We start from the raw sequence: 25942 nt of genomic DNA, 5'->3' as shown, positions 1-25942 counted from the left end.
GAGGCAGTCAACCTGTGGACAAGAGAGCGCCCCGAGAATGGATGTGCACGGCTGTCGTGACACAAACAACGCCCTGGCATTGCTTGTGACACAAGGGCGATGGGGGGCGAGGGCAGACCGGGGCGAGGAGGACCGGGGGCGAGGTGGACCGGGTGGCGAGGAGGACCGGGGGCGAGGTGGACCGGGTGGCGAGGACCGCAGGGCGAGGAGGACCGCGGTGCGGACCTCACGCAGCCGTCAGGGCGCAGCGTGGGTGAGGTGCGTGCCAGCATCGGTCTCCCGCAGGCGTCAGTGGACGGTCTCCCGCAGGGCCGCCGGGACGTACGCACAGCTGGGGTCCTCGGCGAGGGCGTCACCGGTCACGGCATACGCGTGGGAGCGGGAGCCGCCGCAGACCTCGCGGAACTCGCACACGCCGCAGCGCCCGCCGAAGCCCTCCGGCGTCCTCAGCGCCCTCATGACCTCCGCCTCGCGGTAGATCTCGGGCACGGGGGTGACGCGCACGTCACCGGCGACATGGGGCAGGAAGCCGGAGGGGTAGACCTTGCCGGTGTGGTCGACGAACATGAAGCCGCGCCCGGAGTTGACGTCGATCGGCGGGCGGGCGGGCCGCTCGCGCACGGCCACCCCGGCCAGCTCACGCTCGGTGGCCGCCACGAGCCGGTGGTAGAGCTCGCCGCGGCCGGCGGAGGGGTCATCCCCCGCGGCGAGCGCGACCTCCCGCTGCAGCACCACCCGGCGGAAGTGCGGGGCCTCGGTGGTCTTGATCGCCATGTAGCGCGAGACCTCGGCCAGCCAGTGCAGCACGTCCTCGATCTCCTCGGCACCCAGCGCCTGCAGCTGCTGGCCGCGGCCGGTCGGCACGAGGAAGAAGACGCTCCAGAGCATCGCGCCCAGGTCGATGACGTCCCGGAGCAGCGCGGGCAGCTCCTCGGCCGTGCGGCGGGTGACGGTGGAGTTGACCTGCAGCCGGAAGCCCGCCTGCTTCACCTGCTCCGCTGCGACCCGGGTGGCCGCGTAGGTCCCCTCGAAGCCGCGGAAGGCGTCGTGCGTCTCGGCACGGGCACCGTCCAGCGACAGCGACACCGCCTTGGCGCCGGCCTCGCGCAGCTCGGCCAGCCGGTCAGGCGTGACGTTGGGCGTCACCGAGGGCGAGAGCGACATCGACAGCCCGATGCTGGTGCCGTGGCGCACCAGGTCGGCGAGGTCGGGGCGCTCGAAGGGGTCTCCCCCGGTCAGCACGACCAGCGGGTATGGCGTGGGGAACTCCGCGATCCCGTCCAGGAGCGCCTTGCCCTCCTCGAGCGTGAGCTCGCCGGGGTTGCGGCGCGTGATGGCGTCGGCCCGGCAGTGCAGGCAGGCCAGCTGGCAGGCGCGGGTGACCTCCCAGATGACGATGAACGGGCGGTCGTGGACGTCGTGCCGCTGACGGCGCACGGCGCGGGAAGGAGCGAGCGTCACGGGCTACACACTACATCGAGTCGTAGTCATTTGACGTATTGCGAGGAGTTGGACTGCCCTCAGCCGACCGGCCCGAGCTCCGCCAGCGCGTCCCGCAGCCGTGCGGCATACTCACCCGCCTCGCCCGCGGCATACCTCGTCCTGGGCCAGAAGAAGCCGCGCAACCCGTCCCCCTTGGTGCGCGGGACCACGTGCACGTGCAGGTGCGGCACCGACTGGCTCACGGTGTTGTTCATCGCCACGAAGCTGCCCTGCGCGCCGAGCGCGCCCTTGACGGCGACCGACACGGCCCGGACTGCGGTGAACAGGGGCGTCACCAGCTCGTCGGGAAGGTCCTCCAGCCTCGGGACGTGCGCGCGCGGGACGACCAGGACGTGCCCCTTGAAGACGGGACGGACGTCGAGGAAGCCCACCACGTGCGGGGTCTGCAGCACGACCTCGGCGGGCTCGTCACCCGCGCTGACCTGGCAGAAAAGGCACCCCACCCGCCGATCATGGCACGATTGCCCTCATGGGACGGCACACGCACAACGAAGGGAGGAGCCCAGGTCTCCTCCTTCCCCTGGGGCTGGTCGGGGTCCTCGCCGCGGGCGGGGTCACCTGGTATGCCGTCACCCAGGGCGGGGATGACCGCCAGCCGGCGAGCGCGGGCTCGTCGAGCGCGGCCTCGACGAGCGTCGACGCCGCCATGGCGTCGGCGATCAAGGACGCGCACGGCGACCACGCCGCCGTGACCAGCGACGCACCGGCCGAGGTGACGGAGACCACCGCTCCGGCGGAGGAGACCACGGTCGCCGAGGGCGTCCCCGACGAGCTGGCCGCCTGCGCGGTCGCCGTCGGCGAGGGCGAGCAGGCCGCCGAGGCCGCAGCGCTCTCGGCGAAGCACTGGAAGACCCACTACGTCGCGCAGATCAAGCTGGAGAGCGGGGAGTACACCCTCGAGCAGACCAAGAAGGCCTGGGCCGACACCAAGGTCCTCGGCGCGGACGACGTCAAGCGGTTCACCGACGCCAAGGCGGCCTACGACAAGGTCTCCGGTGCGTGCTCCGACCTCGACCCGTCCGCGCTCGAGGGTGAGTATGCCGAGGCCGGCACCGCGTGCGCAGAGCGCGCCACGGTGCTGGCCGACGTGGTCGGGACCGGCAAGGGGGTCAACGACGACTGGAACGCTCACCTCGAGCAGATGAAGGTCAAGGAACAGACCCCCGCCGACGAGTACTACGAGTGGTGGATCGACGTCGTCGAGGCGGCCCCGAAGAACATGAAGCCCTACGAGGCCGCCGTGAAGCAGCTGGGCTCGGCGCCCAGCTGCGACGTCAGCTGACGTCCTCCCGGCTCAGACGGCGCCGAGCTGGTCGAGCATGAAGGCGATCTCGAAGGCGGTCTCCCGCCACGCGTCGTAGCGGCCCGTCTTGCCGCCGTGCCCGGCCACCATCTCCGTCTTGAGCAGGATGGGGCGCTCGGCCGGGTCGTTGGTCACCGTCTCGCGCAGGCGGGCCACCCACTTGGCGGGCTCGACGTAGAAGACCCGGGTGTCGTTGAGCCCGGTCGTCGCGAGGATCGCCGGGTAGTCCACCGCGCGGATGTTCTCGTAGGGGGTGTAGCCGCGCATGATCTCGTAGATCTCGGCGGACTCGACCGGGTTGCCCCACTCCTCCCACTCACCCACCGTGAGCGGCAGCGACGGGTCGAGGATCGTGGTCAGCGCGTCGACGAAGGGCACGCCCGCGTGCACCACCCGGAACTTCTCCGGTGCCAGGTTGAGCACGGCGCCCATCAGCAGGCCACCGGCCGAGCGACCCTCGGCGGCCAGCCGGTCCGGGGCGACCCAGCCGGAGGAGACCAGCTCGTCGGCCGCGGCGACGAAGTCGGTGAAGGTGTTGCGCTTGTGCTCCATCCGCCCGGCCTCGTACCAGCCACGGCCCATCTCGCCGCCGCCGCGGACGTGAGCGACGGCATACACGACACCGCGGTCGAGGTAGGAGAGGCGGGAGACCGAGAAGTAGGGGTCGATGGAGATCTCGTAGGAGCCGTAGCCGTAGAGCAGACCCGGGTTGGTGCCGTCCGGCGCGACGTCCTTGCGGGCGACGAGCGAGATCGGGATGCGGGTGCCGTCGGCGGCGGTGGCCCAGACCCGGTGCTGCTGGTAGTCGGCGGGGTCGTAGCCGCCGAGCACCGGCTGGCGCTTGAGCAGCTCGAGCTCGCCGCTGACCAGGTCGAGCTCGTAGATGCTGCTGGGGGTCACCAGCGACTCGATGGTCACCAGCAGGGTGTCCGTGTCGTAGGTCGGGTTGGCGCCGGTCTCGATCGAGTAGACCTCCTCCTCGACCGGGACCTGGTAGCCGCGGCCGACCGGGCGGGAGTCCGCCGAGAGCGGCAGGATCTGCACCTGCGTCAGGCCCTCGCGCCGCAGGGCGACGGCCAGGTGGCCGGAGAAGGCGTCGACGCCGCTGACGCGCACGCCGTCCTCGCCCGGAAGCACGGTGACCCAGTCCTCGGACGAGGTCGACGACAGCGGAGCGACCGCGAGCTCGAAGTCGCGGTGCGCCTTGTTGTGGACGATCCACAGCTGCTCGCCGGCGGGCTCGACGTCGTACTCTACGCCCTCCACGCGCGGCGCCACCACCCGGAACTGCCCCGTGGGGTCCTCGGCGGCGAGCAGGCGGGTCTCCGAGGTGTTCTTGCTGCCCAGCCCGATGATGATCTGGCGGTCGTCGCGGGAGGTGCCCACGCCCATCCAGAAGCGCTCGTCGTCCTCCTGGTAGACGAGCACGTCGGCCTCGGCGGGGGTGCCGACCTCGTGCCGCCACACCTGGAAGGGCCGCCACGCGTCGTCGACCCGGGTGTAGAAGATGTGGCTGCCATCGGCCGACCACGCGCTGCCGTAGCCGATGCCGGTGACCGCGTCGTCGATGACCTCGCCGGTGGCGAGGTCCTTGATACGCAGGTCGAAGCGCTCGTCGCCCGAGGTGTCGACCGCGTAGGCGAGGCGGTCGCCCGCCGGCGTCACGTCATACACACCGAGGGAGAAGAACTCCAGGCCCTCGGCCTCCTTGTTGCCGTCGAGCAGCACCTGCTCGCCCTCGGGCACGTGGCCCGCGTCGAGGACCGGCCGCTCCGGGGAGTCCCCCACCGCGATCCGGGCGTGCACGGCATACTGCTCGCCCTCGATCGTCCGGGTGTAGTGCCACCAGTCCCGGTGCCGGACGGGCACCGAGAGGTCGGTCTCCTGGACGCGGCTCTTGATCTCCTTGAAGACCGCCTCGCGCAGGTCGTCCAGGTGCGCGGTCATCGCCTCGGTGTAGGCGTTCTCGGCCTCGAGGTGGGCGAGGACCTCCGGGTCGCTCTTCTGCCGCAGCCACTCGTAGGGATCGGTCACGTCCTCCCCGTGGTGGGAACGGACGGTGTCCCGGCGCACGGCGGCGGGCGGGGTCGGTCGGGTGCTCTCGACAGTCACCGGGCCAACGCTACCCGCCGGGCCGCCCCGTCACCGATTCCGCGGTGCCGGTCCGCCACACGACGGGCACCCGCCGGCGAGATCTCGGCCGAGCGCTCAGCCGGCGATCGCCGCCGGCCCCAGCAGCGCCTTGAGCTCGCTGAACAGCTCCGGCGACGCCGTCACCCGCAGGGTCTCGTCCAGGCGCATCGTCACGTCGCGGCCCGGCTGGGTCAGCCGGACGTGGACCTCGGTGCTGCCGGGGTGGTTGGCGAGGACGCCCTTGAGCCGGTGGGCCAGGCCGTCGGTCACCCGGGACAGCGGCAGCGCCAGCACCACCGGCCCGCGCGGGCCCTGCTTGATGTCCGGCAGCATCAGCTCGTTGGCGAGCAGCTCGTTGCCCTCCTCCGACTTCTTCAGGCGCCCCTTGATGACGGCGACCGTGTCCTCCGCGAGCATCGTCGAGATCGTCATGTAGGTCTTCGGCCAGAACACGACGTCCACGGAGCCTGCCATGTCCTGCACCGAGAGCCGGGCGTAGGGGTCGCCGTTCTTGGTGCGCTTGAGCTGGATGTTGGTCATCAGCCCGGCCACCGTGACGAAGTCGCCGTCCTTGGCCCCATCCTCGCCGACGAGCTCCAGGATCGAGGCGCTGGCGTGCTGGGCGAGGATGTGCTCGATGCCGTTGAGCGGGTGGTCCGAGACGTAGAGCCCGAGCATCTCCCGCTCGAAGGCGAGCCGGGCCGTCTTCTCCCACTCGATGTCCGGCACCGGGGGCAGCGTCACGATCTGCACCGCCCCGCCGTCCCCGCCGTCCTCGTCGCCGAAGCCGAACCCGGAGAACAGGCTGTCCTGCCCGATGGCCTCCTGCTTCTTCTCGTCGACGAGAGCATCGACATACCGCTCGTGGATGCTCACCAGGCCCTGCCGGGTGTGGCCGAGGCTGTCGAAGGCACCGGCCTTGACCAGCGACTCGATCGTGCGCTTGTTGCACACCACTGCGGGGCACTTGCGTAGGAAGTCCTCGAAGGAGGTGAACGGGTTCTTCTCCTCGCGCGTGGCGACCACCGCACCCACCACGTTGTGCCCCACGTTGCGCACCGCGGAGAGCCCGAAGCGGATGTCGTCGCCCACAGCGGCGAAGTTGGCGACCGAGGCGTTGACGTCCGGCGGCAGGACCGCGATCCCCATCCGCCGGCACTCGGCGAGGTAGAGCGCGGTCTTGTCCTTGTCGTCGCCGACGCTGGTGAGCAGCGCGGCCATGTACTCGGCCGGGTAGTTGGCCTTGAGGTAGCCCGTCCAGTACGAGATCACGCCGTAGGCCGCGGTGTGCGCCTTGTTGAACGCGTAGTCCGAGAAGGGGACCAGCACGCCCCACAGCGCGGCGACGGACGCCTCGTTGTAGCCGTTGGCCTTCATCCCGTCGGAGAAGGGGATGTACTCGGCGTCGAGCACCTCCTTCTTCTTCTTGCCCATCGCGCGCCGCAGGAGGTCGGCGTTGCCGAGCGTGTAGCCCGCCAGCTTCTGCGCGATCTCCATCACCTGCTCCTGGTAGATGCAGTTCGACAGCACCAGGCCCTCGGAGACGAAGTTGTGCACGTCGTCGACGGTGATGTCATAGACGGGTTCGGGTTCCCCGACAGTGATTTCCGCGACGCGGGCCCAGTCAAATGAGGCGTAGAACTGATCTTCCTCACTCGCCATGCTCTGCAGGTATGCAATGGACGTCGCGTTGAGGGGGTAGAAGCCTGAGCCGTCCACTGCAGGGTGGCTGGTCTTAGGCTTTGCGACAAGACCCTCCCTCCAGAGGTGACGATGCAGGGCCGCGATGGTGGCGGGCCCGCCGCCGATCTCGTTTCGGGTCCTGGTGGCGAGCCGCGCGTCGTTCCTCACGACAATGCCGGCGTGAGTCAACATCAGCGCTCGGTTCAGTCCACGACTCCTGGAGGCGGTGACTCGCGCAGCGCGCGGTGAGACCTTCTCCTGCTGCACCATCCGGGGAACGATGGTCTGCCAGAAGCGCTCGTCGTAGACGTGCACCGTCCACGCGGTCTGAGTTCCAGTCCGTACCGATTCGTAGGTCCCGTCATATCGAACGACCGCCGGTATGCCTACCGTTGCGAGCACGTGCGCCACGTCTTGAGCGAGAGTGCGGCTGATCGTCTTGTAGTACGCGAGTTTCGAGCCGACGTGACCGTCCCCGTCCCACAGCGCGGCAAGCAGGCGCAACCTCACCTCCAGCGAGCCACGCTTGACGGGCTCAGGCAGGAACTTGTGCGCCGAGGTCGTCTTCTTGTCGTATCCCAGAGCGCGCAGCCACCGGTTGACCCCGATGTTCTTCAAGACGCCACGGCGCGGGTTCCCGCCCCGTCCTGCACCTGCCGGCGCAGCAGCGAAGCGGACTCTGGGAGCCCGCCGCTCCCTGCAGTCCTCGACCGGATAGGTGTCGTCGAAGAGGCTCACACAGAGACGCGACACCTCCTCGCGGAGCTTAGCGCTCGCGCTGATGAACGTGTTCTCGTACAGCGTGATGTAACCGTCGGAGATCAGGTAGCCCAGCAGTGCCGCCTGATCAGGCGTGACGCCCGACGCCGCGTCCCAGACCTGCGCATCCCGCGGCCGAGCGATCCGGTCCACACCCGCCACGAGCTCCCCCGCCGACACCCAGCCACGAGGCGTCAGCACCCTGTGGTCGGCCGACAGCCGCAGCTCCTGACCTGAGGACATGCGCACGGTCAGCACCGGCTTGGCAGGCATCTCCCACCAGTGCGTCACCCGCCGCCGCACGACCTTGCCGCGCTCGTCCACGCCGAAGGTGAAGAACCCGTCCGTGACCCGGTCCGCGAGCTCGTCGATCCGCACCCGCTCACCGGTGTCCGCATCCACGATCAGGGTGTCGCCGGCGACGCACAAACCGTAGGTCGTGCCCAGGATCGGCTCGAGCGCCTCCACCATCTGCGGCTGCAGCTTGCCCTTGAGCTCGGGGTCGAGGGGCGTCAGCTCCTGCTTGCCGTTCTTGCGGAGCGCGAAGTTGGTGTGCGCGTTGACGCCCATCGGCCCGGGCCGGTAGAGCGCGAGCGCAGCGGAGATGTCCTCGAAGTTGTCCGGCTGCATGAGCCGCAGCAGCTGCCGCATGCCGTTGCCGTCGAGCTGGAAGACGCCGAGCGTGTCGCCCCGGCTCAGCAGCGCGTACGTCGCCGGGTCGGTCATGTCCTTGGACAGCGCGTCGAGGTCGATGTCCTCACCGCGGTTGTCCTTGATGTTCTTGATGGCGTCGTCGAGGACCGTGAGGTTGCGCAGCCCGAGGAAGTCCATCTTGACCAGCCCGAGCGTCTCGCAGGTCGGGTAGTCGAACTGGGTGATGATCTGGCCGTCCTGCTCGCGGCGCATGATCGGGATGAGGTCGAGCAGCGGCTCGCTGCTCATGATGACGCCGGCCGCGTGCACGCCCCACTGCCGCTTCAGCCCCTCCAGCCCGCTCGCGGTCTCGAAGACCTCCTGGGCATGCGGGTCCTCGGCCAGCACCTGGCGGAACTCGACGGCCTCGGCATACCTCTTGTGCTCGGGGTCGTGCACGCCGGAGAGCGGGATGCCCTTGCCCATGACGTCCGGCGGCATCGCCTTGGTGAGCTTCTCCCCCATCGCGAAGGGGTAGCCCATCACGCGCGAGGCGTCCTTGAGCGCCTGCTTGGCCTTGATCGTGCCGTAGGTGACGATCATCGCGACGCGCTCGTCGCCGTACTTCTCGGTGACGTAACGGATCACCTCCGAGCGTCGCCGGTCGTCGAAGTCGACGTCGAAGTCGGGCATCGACTTGCGCTCGGGGTTGAGGAAGCGCTCGAAGATCAGGCCGTGCGGGATCGGGTCAAGGTCGGTGATGCCCATCGCGTAGGCGCACATCGAGCCGGCACCGGAGCCACGCCCCGGTCCGACGCGGATGCCGTTGTTCTTGGCCCAGTTGATGAAGTCGGCGACGACGAGGAAGTATCCGCAGTACCCCTTCTCGGTGATCACCGAGGTCTCGTATGCCGCCTGCTTGGTCGCGTAGTCCGGCACCCCCTCCGGGAAGCGGCGGCGCAGCCCGCTCTCGACCTCCTTGACGAACCAGCTGGTCTCGTCCTCGCCCGGGGGGCAGGGGAAGCGCGGCATGTAGCGCCCCTCGCCCTCGGTGAAGGAGACCTCGCACCGCTCGGCCACGAGCAGCGTGTTGTCGCACGCCTCGGGCAGCTCACGCCACACGTGGCGCATCTCCTCGGCCGTCTTGAGGTAGTAGCCGTCCCCGTCGAACTTGAACCGGTTGGGGTCCTGGAGCGTGGAGCCGGACTGCACGCACAGCAGCGCCGCGTGGCTGGTCGCGTCGGCCTGACGCGTGTAGTGCAGGTCGTTGGTGGCCAGCAGGGGCAGCCCGAGCTCCTTGGCCAGCTTGAGCAGGTCGGTGCGGACCCGGCGCTCGATGTCGATGCCGTGGTCCATCAGCTCGCAGTAGACGTTGTCCGCGCCGAAGATGTCGCGCAGGTCCGAGGCCCACTGCATGGCCGCGTCCCACTGCCCCAGGCGCAGCCGTGTCTGGATCTCTCCCGACGGGCAGCCGGTGGTGACGATCATCCCCTGGCCGTACTGCTCGAGCAGCTCACGGTCCATGCGCGGCTTGAAGTAGTAGCCCTCCATCGACGCCAGCGACGCCAGCCGGAAGAGGTTGTGCATGCCGTTGTTGTTGCGCGCCAGCATCGTCATGTGCGTGTAGGCGCCACCACCGGAGACGTCGTCGCGCGGGTTGCTGTCGCGGTCGCCGTAGCGCACCCGCGTCTTGTCCGTGCGGTGCGTGCCGGGGGTGAGGTAGGCCTCCAGCCCGATGATCGGCTTGACGCCGTGGCGCTGCCCGGCCCGCCAGAACTCGTAGGCGCCGAAGATGTAGCCGTGGTCGGTGGTGGCGATCGCCGGCATCCCCTGCTCGGCCGCGGCCGCCATGAGCTCGTCGATGCGCGCCGCACCGTCGAGCATGGAGTACTCGGTGTGGTTGTGCAGGTGGACGAAGTTCTTGTCAGGGCTGAGGCTGGTGGCTGCGGACATCGGGTCGATCCTAGATCGACCCACCGACAGGTATGCCGCCGCTCACCTCTCCCCGCGCGTCACCTGCTCAGAAGTCGCCGAAGCCCCCGAAGTCCCCTCCGAAGTCGCCGCCGAAGTCCCCTCCGGAATCGCCCCCGGAATCGCCGAAGCCACCCCCGTCGACCTCACCGCCGACGTCGTCGAACATCGCGTCCGCGAGCGCGCTGCCGACCACGACCCCGGCGATGGTGCCGAACATCGAGCTCGCCATCATGGACCCGAGACCGGGGCCGGCGAAGGCGCCCTGCAGGTAGCCGGGCTGACGCATCTCGGCCCGCGTCGCCGCCCGGGCCAGCTCGCGCGGGTCGTCGCTCCGCGGCGCCTCACCGGGCGGCAGGTCGTGCGCCAGACGGCCGAGCACCTTCTGCCGCTGGTCCGCCGACAGCTGGGCGAACGCCTCCGCGTGCACCTCCTCCAGGCGCTCGGGCGGCGCGGTGCGCAGGAGGTACTGGTAGCGCGCGATCGCCCGCTCGTCCTCGGACGCGACGGCGTCCCCGACCCGCGGCATACCGCGGCCCTGCCCGGGGATCGAGGGCGGCTCCCAGCCACCGGTGGGTCGAGGCTGCTGCGGCTGACGTCCGAGGAGACGGTCCAGGAATCCCATGCCCCCGACGGTACTCCCCGACGGCAGGCCGCAGCCTGACAAGACGGTCTCAGCAGCCGTCGCGCTCCACGCCCCGGACCGCCACGGGGAGCCGCCCGGGGGCGGCCACCTCGCCCGTCAGCACGCGCACGAGCGCCACCATCGCGCCCGGGGTGTCGCCGTAGAGCGCGATCCTCGTCGGGGCGTCGCTGCGCCCCAGCACGTAGGGGGTGTCCATCGCTACGGTGATGTCCGCCCCGCCCCGCGGTTCCTGGCCGAGGCCCAGCAGCTCGACCGTGGTGCCCCGCCCCACGCGCACACCCGCCTGCTCGGCCGCCTGCGTGAGGCGCCGCACCGGGGCGGCGTCGCCTACCGCCACGATCCCGTCCTGGATCAGTGCCCCCTGGCAGGCACCCGCGACGACGGTGATCGCGCCGAGGCTGACCTCACGGGAGGCGGCGCGCGCGTCACCGGGCGCGGTCGGGTCGACGGTGGCCTGGTCCTGAGTGCGCAGAAGCGCCTCGAGCTGCCGGGTCACCGCCTCGTCGAGCCGCGCCTGCGGCAGCCGCCCGTCGGTGACGGCGCGCTCGATCGCGTCCCTGGCCGCTACGGGGTCCGGCGGCATCAGCACGACGTCGACACCGGCCTTGAGGGCCCGCACCGCGGCCGATCCCGACCCGAACTGCTCCGCGACCGCCTCCATGTCCACGGCGTCCGTGGTCACCAGTCCGTCGAAGCCCAGCTCCTCGCGCAGCAGCCCGTCGACGACCTTCGGCTCCACCGAGGACGGCAGCGTCGAGCCCAGCGCAGCCACCTCGATGTGGCCGACCATCACCGCCGGCAGCCCGGCGTCCACGGCGCCCGCGAACGGCACGAGGTCGATCTCGCGCAGCTGCTCCAGCGTCCGCTCCTGCAGCGGCAGCGTCTCGTGGCTGTCCTCGGGCACCGACCCGTGACCCGGGAAGTGCTTGAGCACCGGCAGCACCCCGGCGTCGAGGTAGCCGCGCGCGGCCGCGACAGCCTGCGTGGCCACGAGCTGGGGGTCCGAACCGGCCGAGCGCGACCCGATCGTGGGGTCGGTCGGGCCCATGGTGACGTCGGCATCGGGAGCGAAGTCGACGGTGAACCCGATGCCCCGCAGCTCCGCCCCGGATGCCGCCGAGGCTCGTCTGGTCAGCTCGGGAGAGTCAGCCGCCCCGTAGCTCATGAAGGTCGGGAACCGCGTCAGCTCGCCCTTGGCCCGCTCCACGAGCCCACCCTCCTGGTCGACGCCGAGGAACAGCGGCCAGTCACGCCCCGACTCCTCCGCCGCCCTGGTCAGGGTGGCGTTGAGGTCCCGCACCTCCTCGGTCGTCAGGGTCGCGTCCATGAGGATGATCCCGCCCAGGTGCTCCCCCACCACAAGGTCCGTGGGCGCGACCGCACCACGGTGCGCCGCGACGACGACCTGCCCGGCCTTCTCCTCCAGGCTCAGGCCTGCGGTGATCTGCTCTGCCCTCTTCCGGTATGCCGTCGCGGGCTCCTGCGTCGGCGTCGCCGTGGCGGACCCTTCGGGGCTTGGCTCGGTGGGCGATGGCTCGGTGGTCGATGGCTCGGTGGGCGGCACCACCGTGGGTGCCTCCGTCGACGACTCCGACGTGGGCGGCTCGGACTCGTGCTGAGGCTGCGCGGGGGTGCACGCGGACAGCGCCGCCAGGAACGCCATACCGAGGACCAGGGACCGCGCCGGGACGCGGGGAGAGGCGAGAGCTCGGGAGGATCCCATCGGGACCCATACTAGACGCCACCCCTGGGCGCAATGGGCAGTTCTGCCCCTACCCGTACGAGGTCCCCGCTCCTAGCGTCGGTGAGGTCGCGCTGCACCGTGCAGCGTCTGAAAGGGGAAATCATGCGCAAGTCCGCCCTGGCGTTCACGCCTGCACTGGCCCTCTCCATGGCCTGTCTGGGGACCACCTCCGCTCTGGCCGCATCGACCGGAGCGATCGAGGTCACCTACAACTGCGAGACCGGCAGCTGGGACATCACGTCCGAGAAGGCGCTCTCCAACATCGTCGTCTCCGACGGCACCTCGGAAGAGAAGACGGAGTTCGACGACTCCATGGGCGAGACCCACATGTACTCGGTCGCCGACCCGGACGGCCTGCTCGGGACCATCTGGGTCAAGGCCGGCAACAACGCGTCCGGCGACGGGCCGGGCTACGGTGAGCGCTTCACCCTCGAGGCTCCGGACTGTGACCCGGACGCCGACGGCGACGGCTACCCGGCCTCCGAGGACTGTGACGACTCGGACGCGACCATCAACCCCGGGGCCGTCGACATCCCGAACGACGGCATCGACCAGAACTGCGACGGCTCGGACCTCGTCGTCGGCGACGGCGAGCTGCGCTTCACGCTCCTGTGGGACAGCGCCGACGACCTCGACCTGCACATCGTCGAGCCGAGCGGCGAGCGGCTGTGGTTCGGGGACACTGCGTCGGCCACCGGTGGTCTGCTCGACCGGGACGACAACGTCGGCACGTGCGCGGGCGACCCCGAGCCGGGTGGCGTGGAGAACGTCTACTGGCCGGTGGGCGCGGCCCCGACCGGGACCTACACCATCGAGATCGACAACTTCAGCGACTGCAACGACGCCAACACCGGGAGCTGGACCCTGCAGGTCCACCAGGACGGCGTGCTGATCGCCACCTACACCGGCACCGAGGGCGACAACGTGGGCGCCGCCTACTCGGGCGAGTTCAAGGTCTTCGGCGGGACGCACGACCAGCCCTGACCGCTCTTCCTTCGGTAGCCGCGCGGCGGCCGGGTGCCTCTGACACCCCTACGGATGTGCATCCTCTGGGGATGCGCACCCGGCCGTCGCCGTGGTCTCAGCCGCGGATGACGTCGAGCGCGTGCTGCAGGTCCTCGGGGTAGGGCGAGTCGAACTCCACCCGCTCGCCGCTCCCGGGGTGGTCGAAGCCGAGGCGGACGGCGTGCAGCCACTGCCGCTCCAGCCCCAGACGACGCGCCAGCGTGGGGTCCGCGCCGTAGGTGACGTCGCCGCAGCAGGGGTGGTGCAGCGCCGAGAAGTGCACACGGATCTGGTGGGTGCGCCCGGTCTCCAGGTGGATCTCCAGCAGGCTCGCCGACCGGTGCGCCTCCAGCAGCTCGTAGTGCGTGATGCTCGGTCGGCCGTCCTTGCGGACGGCGAAGCGGTAGTCGTGGCCCGTGTGCCGGCCGATGGGCGCGTCGATCGTCCCCTCGTGCGGGTCGGGCAGGCCCTGCACCAGGGCGTGGTAGGTCTTGTCGACGACGCGGTCGCGGAAGGCCTGCTTGAGGACCGTGTAGGCGCGCTCGGACTTCGCGACGACCATGAGGCCGCTCGTGCCGACGTCGAGCCGCTGGACGATCCCCTGCCGCTCGGGCGCGCCCGAGGTGGAGATCCGGTAGCCGGCCGCCGCCAGGCCGCCGACGACCGTGGGCCCGCTCCAGCCGACGCTGGGGTGCGCCGCGACGAAGGCGGGCTTGTCGACCACGACGATCTCGGTGTCGTCGTGGACGATGCGCATCCCCTCGACCGGCTCCGCCACGACCTCGAGGCCGGACGGCGGCCCCGCCGGCGGGAGGGTGACGTCCACCCAGGAGCCGGCCGTCACCCGGTCGGACTTGCCGACCACCTTCCCGTCCAGCTGGACGTGTCCGGCGGCGGCCAGGTCGGCAGCCTTGGAGCGGGACAGGCCGAGGAGTCGGGACAGGGCCGCGTCGACCCGCTCACCCTCCAGCCCTTCCGGGACGGGGAAGGTCCGGGACTCGCTCACGACTCGTCCCGGGCCGGGTGGGCGACGTTCTCGGTGGCGTAGCCCTCGCGGGTGCCGTCCGTGCGGTAGCCCCGCAGCGCCAGGATGGCGATGAGGACGGCCGCAGAGCTCACCCCGATGTCCGCGACGTTGAAGATCGGGAAGTTGGGCAGCCGCAGGAAGTCCACGACGTGCCCCAGGCCCGGCGCCGGGTCGCGGAAGTAGCGGTCGACGAGGTTGCCCGTGGCGCCGCCGAGCAGCAGGCCGAGGGCGATCGCCCACGGGCGGCTGCGGACCTTGGTGATCTGCCACACGATGACGATCGCGATGAGGCTGGCGAAGGCCGTGAGCAGCCCCGTCGAGCCGGTCCCCATCGAGAAGGCGGCGCCGGAGTTGTAGGTCAGGTGCAGCCGCAACAGGTCACCGACGACCTGCACCGGCTCACCCTGCACGAGCTCGCGCTCCGCCCACCACTTGGTGAGCTGGTCGAGCGCCAGCCAGCCGGCCCCGAGCGTCAGCGCCAGGGCCGTGCGGCGTCGGTGAAGAGGTGGGTGAACGGTGGTCAGCGGCGTTCCTGCTTCTGCTTGCATGTCATGCATAGGGTCGCACGCGGGAAGGCCTGCAGCCGCATCTTGCCGATGGGGGTGCCGCACGACTCGCAGTCCCCGTAGGTCCCCTGGTCGATCCGCTCGAGCGCGTGGCGCGTCTGGTCGAGCAGGCCCTTCGCGTTGTTGGTGAGGGACAGCTCGTGCTCACGCTCCCAGGTCGCCGCGCCCGCGTCGGCCTGGTCGTCGCCCGCACCGTCGCCGAAGCTGCGCATCAGCTCCACGAGGTCCTGCTCAGCCTCGTCGACCTCGGCAGCGAGCCTGGCCTCCTCGGTGCGCAGCTCGTCCAGCACCTCCGCCAGCTCGTCCGCAGTCCACGGTTCTTCCCCCTCACGCACGCTGATGCTCAGGTGCGTGGTCGTGCTGGAGTCCTTCTTGGTCCTGGCCACTGAATGCCCTTCTGTGTCAAGACACCCACCGTGGCCAGGTCGACCGCGGCGGGTGGTGTGCGGGAAGGATAGGCCAAGAATGCTGGGAAGACAATGAGAATCCACAGAAATCTCGGTATGCCGTCCCGCCCCTACAGACGGCAGGACGCCCCGGCCGAGAGGGCCGGGGCGTCTTGTCGCGTGAGGCGTGCTGTCAGTGACGGTCCTCGTCGAGCTTGGAGAGCTGGTCGGCGAGGAAGGCCTTGAGCTTGTCGCGCAGGTCGACCTCCTGCGAGCGCAGCTCGGAGATGCGTCCGGTGAGCGAGTCCTGCTGCGAGCCGAGGTCGGTCAGGATGCTGTCGCGTCGCTGCTCGGCCTCGCCGATCATGCTGTCGTGGGCGTGCTGGCCGGAGCCGACCAGCTCGTCGTGACGCTGCTGGCCCTCGGTGACCAGCCGCTGCTGCAGGTCGCGGCCCTCCTGGACCATCGTGTCGTGCGCCTTCTGACCGGTGCTGACGAGCTCGTCGTGCTTGGCCTGACCCTCGTGGACCAGGCGGTCGTGGGTCTCCTGACCGGTGGCGACCAGCTGGTCGTGCTTGGTCTGGCCCTCGTGCACGAGGCGGTCGTGGGTCTGCTGCCCGGTGGTGACCAGGTCCTTGGCCTTGTGGTCGGCCTCGGCGACGACACGGCCACGGTAGTCCTCGGCCTCCTGGAGGAGCTTGGCCTTGGTGGACTCGCCCTCGGCGACGTGCTGGTCGTGCAGGCGCTGCGCCAGCGAGATGATGGCGCTGGACTCGTTGGGCTGGCCGGCGTCGGCAGGCGCGGCGGCGGCTGCGGGGGCAGCGCTCTGGGCGCGAGCCTCGGCCTCCTGGGCGCGGCGGTTGGCCTCGGCGAGCTGGCCCTCGGCACGCTCGGCCCGGGCGTTGGCCTCCTCGAGACGGGCCTCCAGGGTCCGCACCTGCTCGTCGCAGGCACTCATCCGGCTGCGCAGGTCGGCCAGCTCGGCGTTGGTGTTCTGCGCGCCCTGCTCACGGCTCGCGCTGGCGTCGCTCAGCTGACGCTGGGCGGTGGTGGCGGCCTCCTGGGCACGGCTGCGAGCCTGCTCGCTCTCCCCCAGCTGCCTGCGCAGATCCTCGACCTCGCTGCGCGCCTCCGCGGCCTCGCGGCGCAGGTTGTCCAGCTCGGCGCCGTCGTGACCCACCGGCACGGGAGCGGTCGCGGCGTGGTTGCGCTGACGCTCGGCCTCGAGCTCGGCCTTGACCTGCTCGAGCTCGGCCTCGAGGTCCTCGTAGCCCCCCGTGTCCACCGGACGGAAGCTTGTCGTCTCGTCCCCGAAGCCCCTGCTGGCGCGGCAGTCCTCAAGGTCAGAGCGCAGAGCGTCGTTCTCGGCGACCAGGCGGCGAAGCTCCACGACGACCTCGTCGAGGAAGTCGTCGACCTGCGTCTCGTCGTAGCCGCGACGCAGATGCGTCGCGCTGAAGCTCTTCTTGATGACGTCCTCGGGGGACAGCGCCATGTTTCACCTCTGATCGGGAAGTCACCGGCCCTGCGTGCAGGCTCAGCCACGGGACACGGCCGGTGACGTGCGGTCATGCACGTGCATCCACACTGTAACTGAAACGGCATGCGGGGTCACTCAGGTGACCTCCTAGCCACCCTTCACTCAGAACGGCAAGCCGCGGGCGAACGACCGGGCCAGTCCGACCAGCAGGATCAGGACGAGAAAGCCCAGATCCAGCGCGATATTGCCCAGCCGCAGCGGCGGGATCACCTTGCGCAGCGCCTTGAGAGGCGGATCGGTGAGGGTATAGATGCCGTTGGCCAGCACGAGGATCGGGCCTCGCGGCCGCCAGTCACGGGCGAAGACCTGCACCCAGTCGAAGACCAGCCGACCGAGCAGGATGAAGAAGTAGATCGTGAACAGCAGATAGAGGACCTGGCCAACCATGGGCACAGGCTACGTCCTAGCTCTGGTTGAACGGCCCCTGGGCGCGCGGCGCCTGGCGCTCGTTGCCGTCCACCTCGACGTGCTCGGGGCTGAGCAGGAAGACCTTGCTCGTGACCCGCTCGATCGCGCCGTGGAGGCCGAACGCCAAGCCGGCAGCGAAGTCGACGAGGCGCTTGGCGTCGGCGTCGTCCATGTCGGTGAGGTTCATGATCACCGGGACGCCCGAGCGGAACGCCTCGCCGATGTTCTTCGCCTCGTTGTAGGTGCGGGGGTGGATCGTGGTGATCCGGTTGAGCTCGCTCATCTTCGGCTCCCTCACGACCTGGGACACCGGGGTGGGACTCCGGCGCGGGAGGGCGGTCACCTCGGCGTGCTGCCGGGGCTCCTCCTCCTCGCGGGTCGCACGAGCAGGCGCCTCGCGGCGCGCCGGCTCCTCCTCGTGGTACGCGTCGTAGTCGTCGTACCGCTCGTCGGACTCGGCGAGTCCGAGGTACTCCATGGTCTTGCGCAGTGCCCCGGCCATAGGTGCGAGCTCCTTGGTGCGTACGGGCGTCCTATCCCGTGATGGATCGGTCGTGACTGACGCTACCCGTGTGACACGCGTGATCCGAGGATTGCCGTGCCGACACGCAGGTGTGTCGCTCCGGCCGCCACAGCCGTCTCGAGATCCCCGCTCATCCCCGCGGACATCCACCACGCCTCCGGACGGTCCTGCCGGAGGCGTTCCGAGAGCGCCGCGAGGCGGTCGAAGGCGGCCCGGGTCCCGGACTCGTCGAGCCCGCGCGGCGCCACCGCCATCACTCCCCTGAGGTCCAGGTGCTCGCACCCGTCGATGGCCTCGACCAGGGCGGGGACGTCCTCGGGCAGCGCTCCCCCGCGCCCGCGGTCGGCGCCCTCCTCGAGATCGACCTGGACCGTCACGCCCAGCGGGGTATGCCGTGCGCCCTCCGCGAGCGCGGTGCCGGCACCGCGGTCGAGGGCGCGCGCGAGCTTGGCGCGGTCCACGGACTGGACGACATCGGCATACCTGGTCACGTGGTTGGCCTTGTTGGTCTGCAGCTGACCGACGAAGTGGACCGTGAGCGCGGAGCGGACCTGAGGGTCCAGCTCGGCAACCTTGGGGCCGGCCTCCTGGTCGCGGTTCTCCCCGACGTCGCGGACCCCGAGCCCGGCCAGGTGCGCGACGTCGGAGGCGGGGAAGAACTTGGTGACCGCGACGAGGGTGACGTCCTCGGGCGCTCGTCCGGCGGCTCGGCACGCGGCGTCGACCCGGGCGCGCACCCGCTCGAGGTTGGCGGCCAGCTCGGCACGCCGGTCGGCGCTCACGCGGCCCGCTCGGGCGGCAGGAGGCGGACGACCCCGACGAAGCGGCCGGTGCGACCGTCGCGTCGGTAGGAGTAGAGGTTGGGGTCCTCGCGGGTGCAGCCGGGGAGCCACCGCACCGTCACGCCCTCCCGGACGAGCTGGGACACCACGCCGGCGGCGACGTCGACGGACGGCGTGCCGGTCCAGCTGACGCCCGCACTGACGGGCTCGACCGCGGCGGCGGCATCCCGCATCTCCGCCGGCACCTCGTAGCAGCGTGCGCAGACGGACGGGCCGACCACCGCCTCGAGCTGCCGGGCCCCGAGCTCACGCAGACGGGCCACGGTGGCGGGCACGACTCCGGAGACCATGCCGGGGCGGCCGGCGTGGACGGCGGCGACCAGGCCGTCGGTGCGGTCGAGCAGGAGGACGGGGGCGCAGTCGGCGACCATGACGACGAGCGCCTCGTCGCTGGACCCGGAGACCAGGGCGTCGACCGACGGCGCCTGCCCCTCCGCCAGCTCGGCGGTCAGCGCGACGTCGCAGCCGTGCTGCTGGTCCATGAAGCGCAGGTCCGGCAGTCGCAGCCCCAGCTCGTGGGCGAGGCGGTGCCGGTTGGTCTCGACCGCCTCCGGGCGGTCGCCGACGTGCAGCGCGAGGTTGAGCTCGGCGTGCTCGTCCAGGCTGGAGCCGCCCCACCGGTCGGTGACCGCCCACTCGACGCCGTAGCTGTCGCCGGTGGGCTCGATGCGCTCGCGCCAGAAGAACACGGAGGTCAGGCTACCGTCGGCCCGTCCCCCGCCAGCGCGGAGGTCAGGCCTTCCAGCCCTCGTCGTCGAGCCACGTCTGCTGCTGGCGGACGAGCTCACGCAGGCGCTCCCGGAAACCGCCCGCCTGCTGGTCCAGCTCGCCGAGACGGTGCTCCAGGTGCTCGCGACGCGCCTGGAGGTCCGCCAGGATGCCGGCGCGCTCCTGCTCCGCCTCCCGCAGCAACCGGTCGTGCTCGGACCGACCGGCATCCAGCAGCCGCTGGTGCTCGGCGGTCGCCTCGTCGACGAGCCGGCGGTACTCCTCCCGCGAGTCCTTGAGCAGCCTGGCCTTCTCCGCTGCACCCTCCGCGAGCAGCTTCTCGCGGGTCTGCATGCCGTCGGTGACAAAGCGGGTCTGCTGCTCGCGAGCCTGCTCGGTGAGCGTGTCGTGCTGGGTCCGCCCCTCGGCGAGCAGACGGTCGTGCTCGGTCTGCGCCTCGGTCAGGAGCCGACGGTGCTCGGACTCGGCGTCGAAGAGCAGGCGGTCGTGCTCCGCCTGAGCCGCAGCCACGAGGCGGTCGCGCTCCGCCTGCGCGTCGCTGAGCACGCGATCGTGCTCGGCCTGGGCGTCGGCGAGGAGACTTGTCGACTGCTCGTTGACACGGCTGAGGATGGCGTCCGCCTCCGCGCAGGCGTTGTTGAGCCGGGTCGTGGCCTCCTGCTCCGCGGTCTCGCGCACCCGGCGTCCCTCCTCCTCACCGGAGGTGACGTGGTGGTCGTGCAGCCGGTGCGAGACGGCCTTGACCACCTCCAGGTCCTCGACGGGGTCGCCGGACGGCTCGGACGGCTCCTCGCCGAACACCTCCATGGCCCTCGTCGCTGCCTCGGTGCGCAGCCCGCGCAGCTCGGCGACCATCGTGTCGTAGGCACCACGCAGGTCGTCGTGGACCGCCTGGGCCCGCGCGACCTGTCGCTCGAGCTCCTCAGCCTGCTGCTGAGCTGCGTCGCGGCGGGTCTCGGCCTCCTGCTGAGCCTGCTGGGCCTCGACGACCAGCCGCTCAGCGGCACCGACCTGCTGCTGGGCGGACGCCAGTCGCGAGGTGAGACCGCCCATCTCGCTGACGAGCTCCTGGCGCTCGGTGCGGATGAGGTCGAGCTGCTCGCGCTCCCGGATCACGCGGTCAGATTCGTCCTCGTTGACCCTTCGGGGGCGCTGGAGCTGCAGGATCAGCTCGTCCTTCTCGCGGTCACGCCGACGGAGGTCAGCCACGACCTCCTCGAGGAAGGAGTCCACGTCCGACTCGTCGTAGCCGCGCTTGAACAACGACGTCTTGAACGACTTCCGGATGACGTCTTCAGGGCCGAGTGGCACTCGGGCCTCCTTCCATAGCCGCAGCCCTCACCCTAAGGGCCGACGAGTCCGCCGGTGAAGGCGTCGATGATGTTGATGATGGCCGGTCCCAGCACGACGACGAGAAGCGCAGGGAAGATGCACAGGAACATGGGGAAGGCCACCAGCACCGGGATACGCATCGCCTTCTCCTCAGCGGTGAGGCGTCGGATGACCCTCATCTCGGTTGCCTGGATCTGAAGCACTCGTGCGATGGAGATCCCGTGCTGCTCAGCCTGGATGATGGCCCGGATGAACCGGCGAAGCGCAGGAAGTTCCACCCTGTCGCTCAGTGCCTGGTATGCCGTTCTGCGCGGAACACCGACCTGGATGTCCTGCAGCGTCCGTACGATCTCGTCGGCCAACGGCCCCGTCGTGTTCCCCGCCACGTGCCGCAGGGCGCCCTCGAAGCCGAGGCCCGCCTCGACCGCGATCGAGAGCTGGTCCATGGTGTCCGGGAGTTTCAGTGCTATGCGCTCCCGACGACGGTTGGCGTTGCTCAGGAGCAGCATCTCGGGAAGGAACGCCACGAACGTTCCGACGACGAGCCCGAGAAGCAGGCGGCCGGCAGACGGTGCGCTCTGCCAGAGGAAGTAGGCGAGAAGCACGCCGGCGACGGTCCCCAGCACCTTGAGCACGAGGATGCGCTCCATCGGCCATCGTGCCGGTCGTCCGGACCGCGCGTGCAGCCGATCGAGGTTGCGAACCAGTGGGCGAGGAATGAACTTCGAGACGAGCGCGCCCTCCCCAGAGGGGGTATAGGCGTCATCGAGCGCGGCGCCTGCTCGGTGCTGATCCAGCTGGCGATTGAGATTGACCAGCATGGTCTTGCGAGTCATGGTCGCCCGGGTGAAGGCGGCCCAGACCAGGAGCGGAAGCGCGACAGCGATGAGGAGGGTCGACCACAGGACAGGGGCAGCCAGGCCGGTCATCAGAACTTCACCGTCACGACCCGACGCATCCACAAGGCGCCCACGACCATCGAGACAGCTCCGTAGGCCAGCATCGCCAGGCCCAGGGGCCGGCTCCACAGAAGGCTGGCGTAGTCCCGGTTCAGCAGGGCGCTGCCAAGGCCGACGACAAGAGGAAGCGCGATCAGCACCCACGCGGACATCCGACCCTCAGCGCTGATCGCCTTGACCTGACGTCGGACCTGTTGCCGTTCGCGGACGGTGTGGCTCACGGTGTCAAGGACCTCGCCGAGGTTGCCGCCCACCTGTCGGTGGATCGAGATGGCCTGGGCCACCCAACGGAAGTCGTCGCTGTCCATCCGTTCAGCGGTCTCCAGGAGCGCGTCACCGAGATCGCGACCGATCCTGACCTGGTTGACGGCCCTCAGCAGCTCCGAGCGTGCTGGCTCGTCGATCTCACGCCCAACGGTCTCCAGGGACTGCACGGTGCTGTGCCCGGCCCGCAGGTTGGTGGCGACATGCTGGACGACGTCGTCGAGCAGATCTGCGAAGGCGGCTTTGCGACGCTCGGACCGGAGCGTGATGACAGCAAGCAGTCCAAGCAGGCCCAGCACGACCAGCAGCAGTCCGACCACGACACCGCCCATGACGAACCCGACCGCGAAGGCAACCATGGCCAGCACGGCGACGAGCAGCAGGAACTCGGCGATAGGAAGCCGAATGCCGGCACGGTCAAGAGCGTGTGCCCAACGCCGGGCGAAGTCGCGCCCGCCGAGCCGAGAGTCCACCCACTGGACGACGCGATGGCCCCAACCTGTGGTCTCTTCGGTGTGCGCTGCGCTCCAGCGTCGACGGTCGATCGGGACCGCACGGGAGGGGACGACAAGCAACCAGGTCGAGGTCAGGAAAGCCAGAGCGACCAACGCGGCGGCCACCCAGACGATCCACCCGCTGGTCAACGTCGTCTCCGTTCGTTGCCAAAAGCGGGTGCGTCGTCGAACAGATCTGCGGGGAGGACGATCCCGAGCTCACGGAAGTGATCGGTGAACTGCGGACGGACGCCTGTCGACCGGGTGGTCCCCAGGAAACGCCCGTGCTCGTCGACGCCGGCAGAGTAGTCGAAGACGAAGGCGTCCTGGAGGGTGATGACCTCCCCCTCCATCCCCTGGACCTCGGTGACGTGCGTGACCCGACGCGTGCCGTCGCGCAGGCGGGTCAGGTGCACGATGAGGTCCACGGCCGAGGCCACCTGCTCCCTGATGGCCCGGAGCGGCAGGTCCATGCCGGCCATCAGCACCATGGTCTCTAGCCGCGCCACGGCGTCTCGCGGCGAGTTGGCGTGCAGCGTCGACAACGACCCGTCGTGCCCCGTGTTCATCGCCTGAAGCATGTCGAGGCTCTCGCCCCCACGGACCTCACCGACGATGATGCGATCCGGGCGCATGCGCAGTGAGTTGCGCACCAGGTCACGGATCGTGACCTCGCCGCGACCTTCGATGTTCGGGGGTCGCGACTCCAGCCGGACGACGTGTTCTTGCTGCAGCTGCAGCTCGACCGCGTCCTCGACCGTCACGATCCGCTCGTCGCCGGGGATGAAGGAGCTCAGGACGTTGAGCAGCGTGGTCTTTCCGGTGCCCGTCCCGCCCGAGACAAGGATGTTGAGACGTGCCTCGACGCACGCCCTGAGAAGGTCGACCATCGAGCGCGACATGGATCCTCGGTCGACCAGGTCCTGCGCCAGCAGGGGCACCTTCCCGAACTTTCGGATCGTCAGTGTCGGGCCGGTGAACGCCAGCGGAGGGATGATCGCGTTGACACGAGATCCATCCTCCAGACGGGCGTCGACCAGCGGAGAAGACTCGTCGATGCGCCTGCCCACGCGCGAGACGATCCGCTCGATGACTCGACGAAGGTGGTCCTCGCTCGTGAAGGTCACTGGGGTTCGGTGCAGCCGTCCGCCGGTCTCGACATAGACGTTGTCCGGCCCGTTGACCATCACTTCCGTGATGCTGTCGTCGTCCAGCAGCCGTTGCAGCGGTCCAAGGCCGAGCACATCGTCGGAGATCTCCCGGATCAGCAGCCGACGCTCGTCCGGTTTGAGGGCGACGCTGGATGCCTCGATGAGCTTGGTGAGTTCAGCTCGGACGAGCGCCTGGAGTTGCGACTCATCGAGGGTCGGGTCGCTCAGACGCGCACCCAACCGTTCAAAGAGCTCTTCGCGTGCCGAGTCCTTGAGCCTCAGCACGGCCTCGGAGTCCCCCAGTGACCGGTCCACTGGCCGCTCGTCAACGCTGAGCGACGGCGCCGACAGCCGCGACTCGATGCCCGACAGCGACTCGATGGTCGACTCTGCCACCTGGTCGCCCGGCTCCGGTCCTGGACGATGGCGTCCCTGGTCCGGCCGACCGAGACGGTCGCTCAGGCTCATGACCGCCCCCAGATCCGGTGTGCGCCGAGCCGCCGCTCACGCCGAGAGGACAGCGGGGCGAAGCGCGTGACGAGCGACTGGATGTCTTGCGACACCTTGTCTGAGGGAAACAGCTCGACGATCGGCACACCCTGGTTCGTGGATCGCGCAACCTTGGGGCTACGTGGGAGCACCAGATCGGCGTCGACGCCGAGGGTCGCCTCGGCATCGTCGACCGTCAGACCGCCGGCACGGTCCACCATGTTGAGGATGACGTGCCGGGTGTGAGCAGGAAGCGCCAGCTCACTGAGCAGGTCCAACTCCTTGCGTAGTCCGCGGATGCCTGGGACGTCCAGGGTCGAGACGAGGACGAGGTCGCTGGTGTGATCGAGCGCCGTCAGCGTTTCCTCACTCATCCCTGGAGCGCTGTCGACGACCACGTAGCGGAATTCACGCCGCAGGACGTCCAGCAGGTCCCCGACCAGCCGGGGGTCGATCCTGTCCGCCTCGACTGGTGATCGCACGCCTGCGATCACCTGCAATCCGGACGGGTGCTGTGTGAGAAGGGCCTTGAGTCCGATGATGTCCGGGACCGCACTCGTGGCGACATCTCCCAACGTGTAACTGGGATCCAGGTCGAGCGCGGCCGCGACGTCCCCGAACTGGACATCCAGGTCGACGAGGACCGTGCCCTGCGGTGAGGTGCGCGCCAGCGCCAGGGCGATATTCGTGGCCAACGTCGTCTTCCCGACGCCCCCCTTGGGTGAGGCGACAGTGATGACCCGGCCGTCCCCTTGCTCCGGCCTGCTGCCGTCTGAGGCAGTCCCGTAGCCGACCATCTCCTGAGCCTCGCGCAGCACAGCGCGCAGCTCCTCGATGCTGACCTCGGGGGTCAGGACGTCGCGTCCCCCTGCCCGCATCGCCGCCAGGGCGATCGCTTCAGGTTCGTCGCTGACCAGCAGCACGGAGGGCGCACCTGCGTGAGAGCAGAGCCGGCGGGTGAGCTCGATCGCCTGCTCGACAGGCATCTGCCCCGGGGTGACGTCCAGGACGACGGTGCTGACGGCCACCTGGTCCTCAAAGAGAGCGAGCAGCTGTCCCGGCGTGGCCGGGACCTGCTCCGGCCGCAGCACTGTCAGCGCATCCTCAGCCGCCAGGCGGATCCGCTTCGTCAGCTCGGTGGACGAACTGGCAGTAACAATGTGCGTCACTGCAGCACGTCCTCGCCACGCTCCGGAAGCGTGATGACGACGCTTGGCACGTTCTTCTCCGGTGCACCCTCGGGCTCGAGCGACAGATAGATCGTTCCCCACTCGGCCGCGTAGACCAGACGAGCGGCGTCCTCGGGGTCGAGCGCGAAGGTGACGAAGAGCCGGTCTTCTGCCTCCTCGTCCTTCGCCTCATCCGTCGACACCGCAGGCGCCACGTAGGCTCCCTCGACGCGGACGACGGGTACCTTGTGCAGGGTCAGGTCGGTCACGGAGACCGAGCTGCCCCCGGCGACGAGCGGGCGGCCGTCCTCCGTGGTCACCTGTTCCTGGGGTCCCACACTCTGGTCCTCTTCGCTGGTGTCGATCTCGAAGGACATGAAGACACCGACAGTGTCCCCCGCAGCGATGTTGCCACCGAGTGCTCGTGCCTTGTCGAGGAGGACCGTGACCTGATGGCTGTCTTTCAGCTCCTCGGGCAGAGCTGTGCCGCCCCGCGCTCGCAGCGCCTCCGGCGTCACCAGCCGAGCAGTGGAGAGCTGCTCACCCGCAACGGTCGCGACCGACAGCACCAGGTCCTCTGCGGCCGAGACGTCGGCCACCGCGCCCTCGACGACGACGGCCACGGGCACCTGCCGGACCTCAGCCCGGTCACCGAAGTCCGAGACCGGAGTCCCGACCGGGAT

Annotated in this window: 22 protein-coding genes; 2 read left to right on the top strand and 20 right to left on the bottom strand. The window is 69.9% G+C overall.

Annotation, left to right across the window (positions count from 1 at the left end; genetic code table 11):
* Positions 1–288 precede the first annotated feature (288 nt).
* Positions 289–1461, bottom strand: coding sequence for a TIGR04053 family radical SAM/SPASM domain-containing protein (locus IEV65_RS05355; RefSeq protein WP_188428514.1), 1173 nt, complete (start codon positions 1459–1461; stop codon positions 289–291).
* A 59-nt stretch (positions 1462–1520) separates the two neighbouring features.
* Positions 1521–1946, bottom strand: coding sequence for an HIT family protein (locus IEV65_RS05350; RefSeq protein WP_188428513.1), 426 nt, complete (start codon positions 1944–1946; stop codon positions 1521–1523).
* A gap of 26 nt (positions 1947–1972) precedes the next feature.
* Here IEV65_RS05350 and IEV65_RS05345 point away from each other — a divergent pair, with 26 nt between their 5' ends.
* Entirely contained in the window at positions 1973–2785 is an 813-nt protein-coding gene (locus IEV65_RS05345) for a hypothetical protein (RefSeq protein WP_188428512.1), read from the top strand.
* A gap of 12 nt (positions 2786–2797) precedes the next feature.
* Here IEV65_RS05345 and IEV65_RS05340 read toward each other — a convergent pair whose 3' ends face one another.
* The 4 genes from IEV65_RS05340 to IEV65_RS05325 form a co-directional block, all read right to left on the bottom strand.
* Positions 2798–4918 carry a S9 family peptidase gene (locus IEV65_RS05340; protein WP_188428511.1) on the bottom strand — a complete coding sequence of 707 codons (2121 nt, stop codon included), beginning with the start codon at positions 4916–4918 and terminating at the stop codon, positions 2798–2800.
* A gap of 96 nt (positions 4919–5014) precedes the next feature.
* Entirely contained in the window at positions 5015–9967 is a 4953-nt protein-coding gene (gene dnaE, locus IEV65_RS05335) for a DNA polymerase III subunit alpha (protein WP_188428510.1), read from the bottom strand.
* 67 nt (positions 9968–10034) lie between these two features.
* Positions 10035–10610: a hypothetical protein gene (locus tag IEV65_RS05330; protein WP_188428509.1), complete on the bottom strand. Its 576-nt coding sequence runs from the start codon at positions 10608–10610 to the stop codon at positions 10035–10037.
* A gap of 49 nt (positions 10611–10659) precedes the next feature.
* A complete protein-coding gene (locus IEV65_RS05325; protein WP_188428508.1) occupies positions 10660–12354 on the bottom strand; it encodes a glycoside hydrolase family 3 protein in 1695 nt (564 codons plus the stop codon).
* A gap of 123 nt (positions 12355–12477) precedes the next feature.
* Between IEV65_RS05325 and IEV65_RS15595 the strand changes: the two genes are divergently transcribed.
* A complete protein-coding gene (locus IEV65_RS15595; protein ID WP_229734920.1) occupies positions 12478–13359 on the top strand; it encodes a DUF2135 domain-containing protein in 882 nt (293 codons plus the stop codon).
* 97 nt (positions 13360–13456) lie between these two features.
* Here the strand turns inward: IEV65_RS15595 and IEV65_RS05315 are convergent, their stop codons facing one another.
* The 14 genes from IEV65_RS05315 to IEV65_RS05250 form a co-directional block, all read right to left on the bottom strand.
* On the bottom strand, positions 13457–14386 hold the full coding sequence (locus IEV65_RS05315) for an RluA family pseudouridine synthase (protein ID WP_188428507.1): 930 nt from the start codon (positions 14384–14386) through the stop codon (positions 13457–13459).
* Positions 14383–14955: a signal peptidase II gene (lspA, locus tag IEV65_RS05310; RefSeq protein WP_229734919.1), complete on the bottom strand. Its 573-nt coding sequence runs from the start codon at positions 14953–14955 to the stop codon at positions 14383–14385. The genes IEV65_RS05315 and lspA overlap by 4 nt, the downstream gene beginning before the upstream one ends.
* Positions 14928–15359 (bottom strand): TraR/DksA family transcriptional regulator, encoded by a 432-nt coding sequence (locus IEV65_RS05305; RefSeq protein WP_229734918.1) that lies wholly within the window; start codon positions 15357–15359, stop codon positions 14928–14930. The genes lspA and IEV65_RS05305 overlap by 28 nt, the downstream gene beginning before the upstream one ends.
* Positions 15360–15552: 193 nt before the next feature.
* Entirely contained in the window at positions 15553–16854 is a 1302-nt protein-coding gene (locus IEV65_RS05300) for a DivIVA domain-containing protein (RefSeq protein WP_188428505.1), read from the bottom strand.
* Between the two features lie 147 nt (positions 16855–17001).
* Positions 17002–17286 carry a YggT family protein gene (locus IEV65_RS05295; RefSeq protein ID WP_188428504.1) on the bottom strand — a complete coding sequence of 95 codons (285 nt, stop codon included), beginning with the start codon at positions 17284–17286 and terminating at the stop codon, positions 17002–17004.
* A gap of 16 nt (positions 17287–17302) precedes the next feature.
* Positions 17303–17809: a cell division protein SepF gene (locus IEV65_RS05290; RefSeq protein ID WP_188428503.1), complete on the bottom strand. Its 507-nt coding sequence runs from the start codon at positions 17807–17809 to the stop codon at positions 17303–17305.
* 62 nt (positions 17810–17871) lie between these two features.
* Positions 17872–18612, bottom strand: coding sequence for a YggS family pyridoxal phosphate-dependent enzyme (locus IEV65_RS05285; protein ID WP_188428502.1), 741 nt, complete (start codon positions 18610–18612; stop codon positions 17872–17874).
* Positions 18609–19361: a purine nucleoside phosphorylase YfiH/LACC1 family protein gene (locus tag IEV65_RS05280; RefSeq protein ID WP_188428501.1), complete on the bottom strand. Its 753-nt coding sequence runs from the start codon at positions 19359–19361 to the stop codon at positions 18609–18611. The genes IEV65_RS05285 and IEV65_RS05280 overlap by 4 nt, the downstream gene beginning before the upstream one ends.
* A 43-nt stretch (positions 19362–19404) precedes the next feature.
* A complete protein-coding gene (locus IEV65_RS05275; RefSeq protein ID WP_188428500.1) occupies positions 19405–20712 on the bottom strand; it encodes a DivIVA domain-containing protein in 1308 nt (435 codons plus the stop codon).
* Positions 20713–20744: 32 nt separating this feature from the next.
* Positions 20745–21662 (bottom strand): type II secretion system F family protein, encoded by a 918-nt coding sequence (locus IEV65_RS05270; protein ID WP_188428499.1) that lies wholly within the window; start codon positions 21660–21662, stop codon positions 20745–20747.
* A complete protein-coding gene (locus tag IEV65_RS05265; RefSeq protein WP_188428498.1) occupies positions 21662–22600 on the bottom strand; it encodes a type II secretion system F family protein in 939 nt (312 codons plus the stop codon). The genes IEV65_RS05270 and IEV65_RS05265 overlap by 1 nt, the downstream gene beginning before the upstream one ends.
* A complete protein-coding gene (locus IEV65_RS05260) occupies positions 22597–24069 on the bottom strand; it encodes a TadA family conjugal transfer-associated ATPase (protein WP_188428497.1) in 1473 nt (490 codons plus the stop codon). The genes IEV65_RS05265 and IEV65_RS05260 overlap by 4 nt, the downstream gene beginning before the upstream one ends.
* Entirely contained in the window at positions 24066–25259 is a 1194-nt protein-coding gene (locus tag IEV65_RS05255) for a CpaE/TadZ family protein (protein WP_188428496.1), read from the bottom strand. The genes IEV65_RS05260 and IEV65_RS05255 overlap by 4 nt, the downstream gene beginning before the upstream one ends.
* Positions 25256–25882 carry an RcpC/CpaB family pilus assembly protein gene (locus tag IEV65_RS05250; RefSeq protein WP_188428495.1) on the bottom strand — a complete coding sequence of 209 codons (627 nt, stop codon included), beginning with the start codon at positions 25880–25882 and terminating at the stop codon, positions 25256–25258. The genes IEV65_RS05255 and IEV65_RS05250 overlap by 4 nt, the downstream gene beginning before the upstream one ends.
* Positions 25883–25942: the final 60 nt, after the last annotated feature.

This window comes from Ornithinimicrobium tianjinense, assembly GCF_014636495.1.
Taxonomy (GTDB): Bacteria; Actinomycetota; Actinomycetes; order Actinomycetales; family Dermatophilaceae; genus Ornithinicoccus; species Ornithinicoccus tianjinensis.
This window is presented reverse-complemented; position numbering and strand designations above follow the sequence as displayed.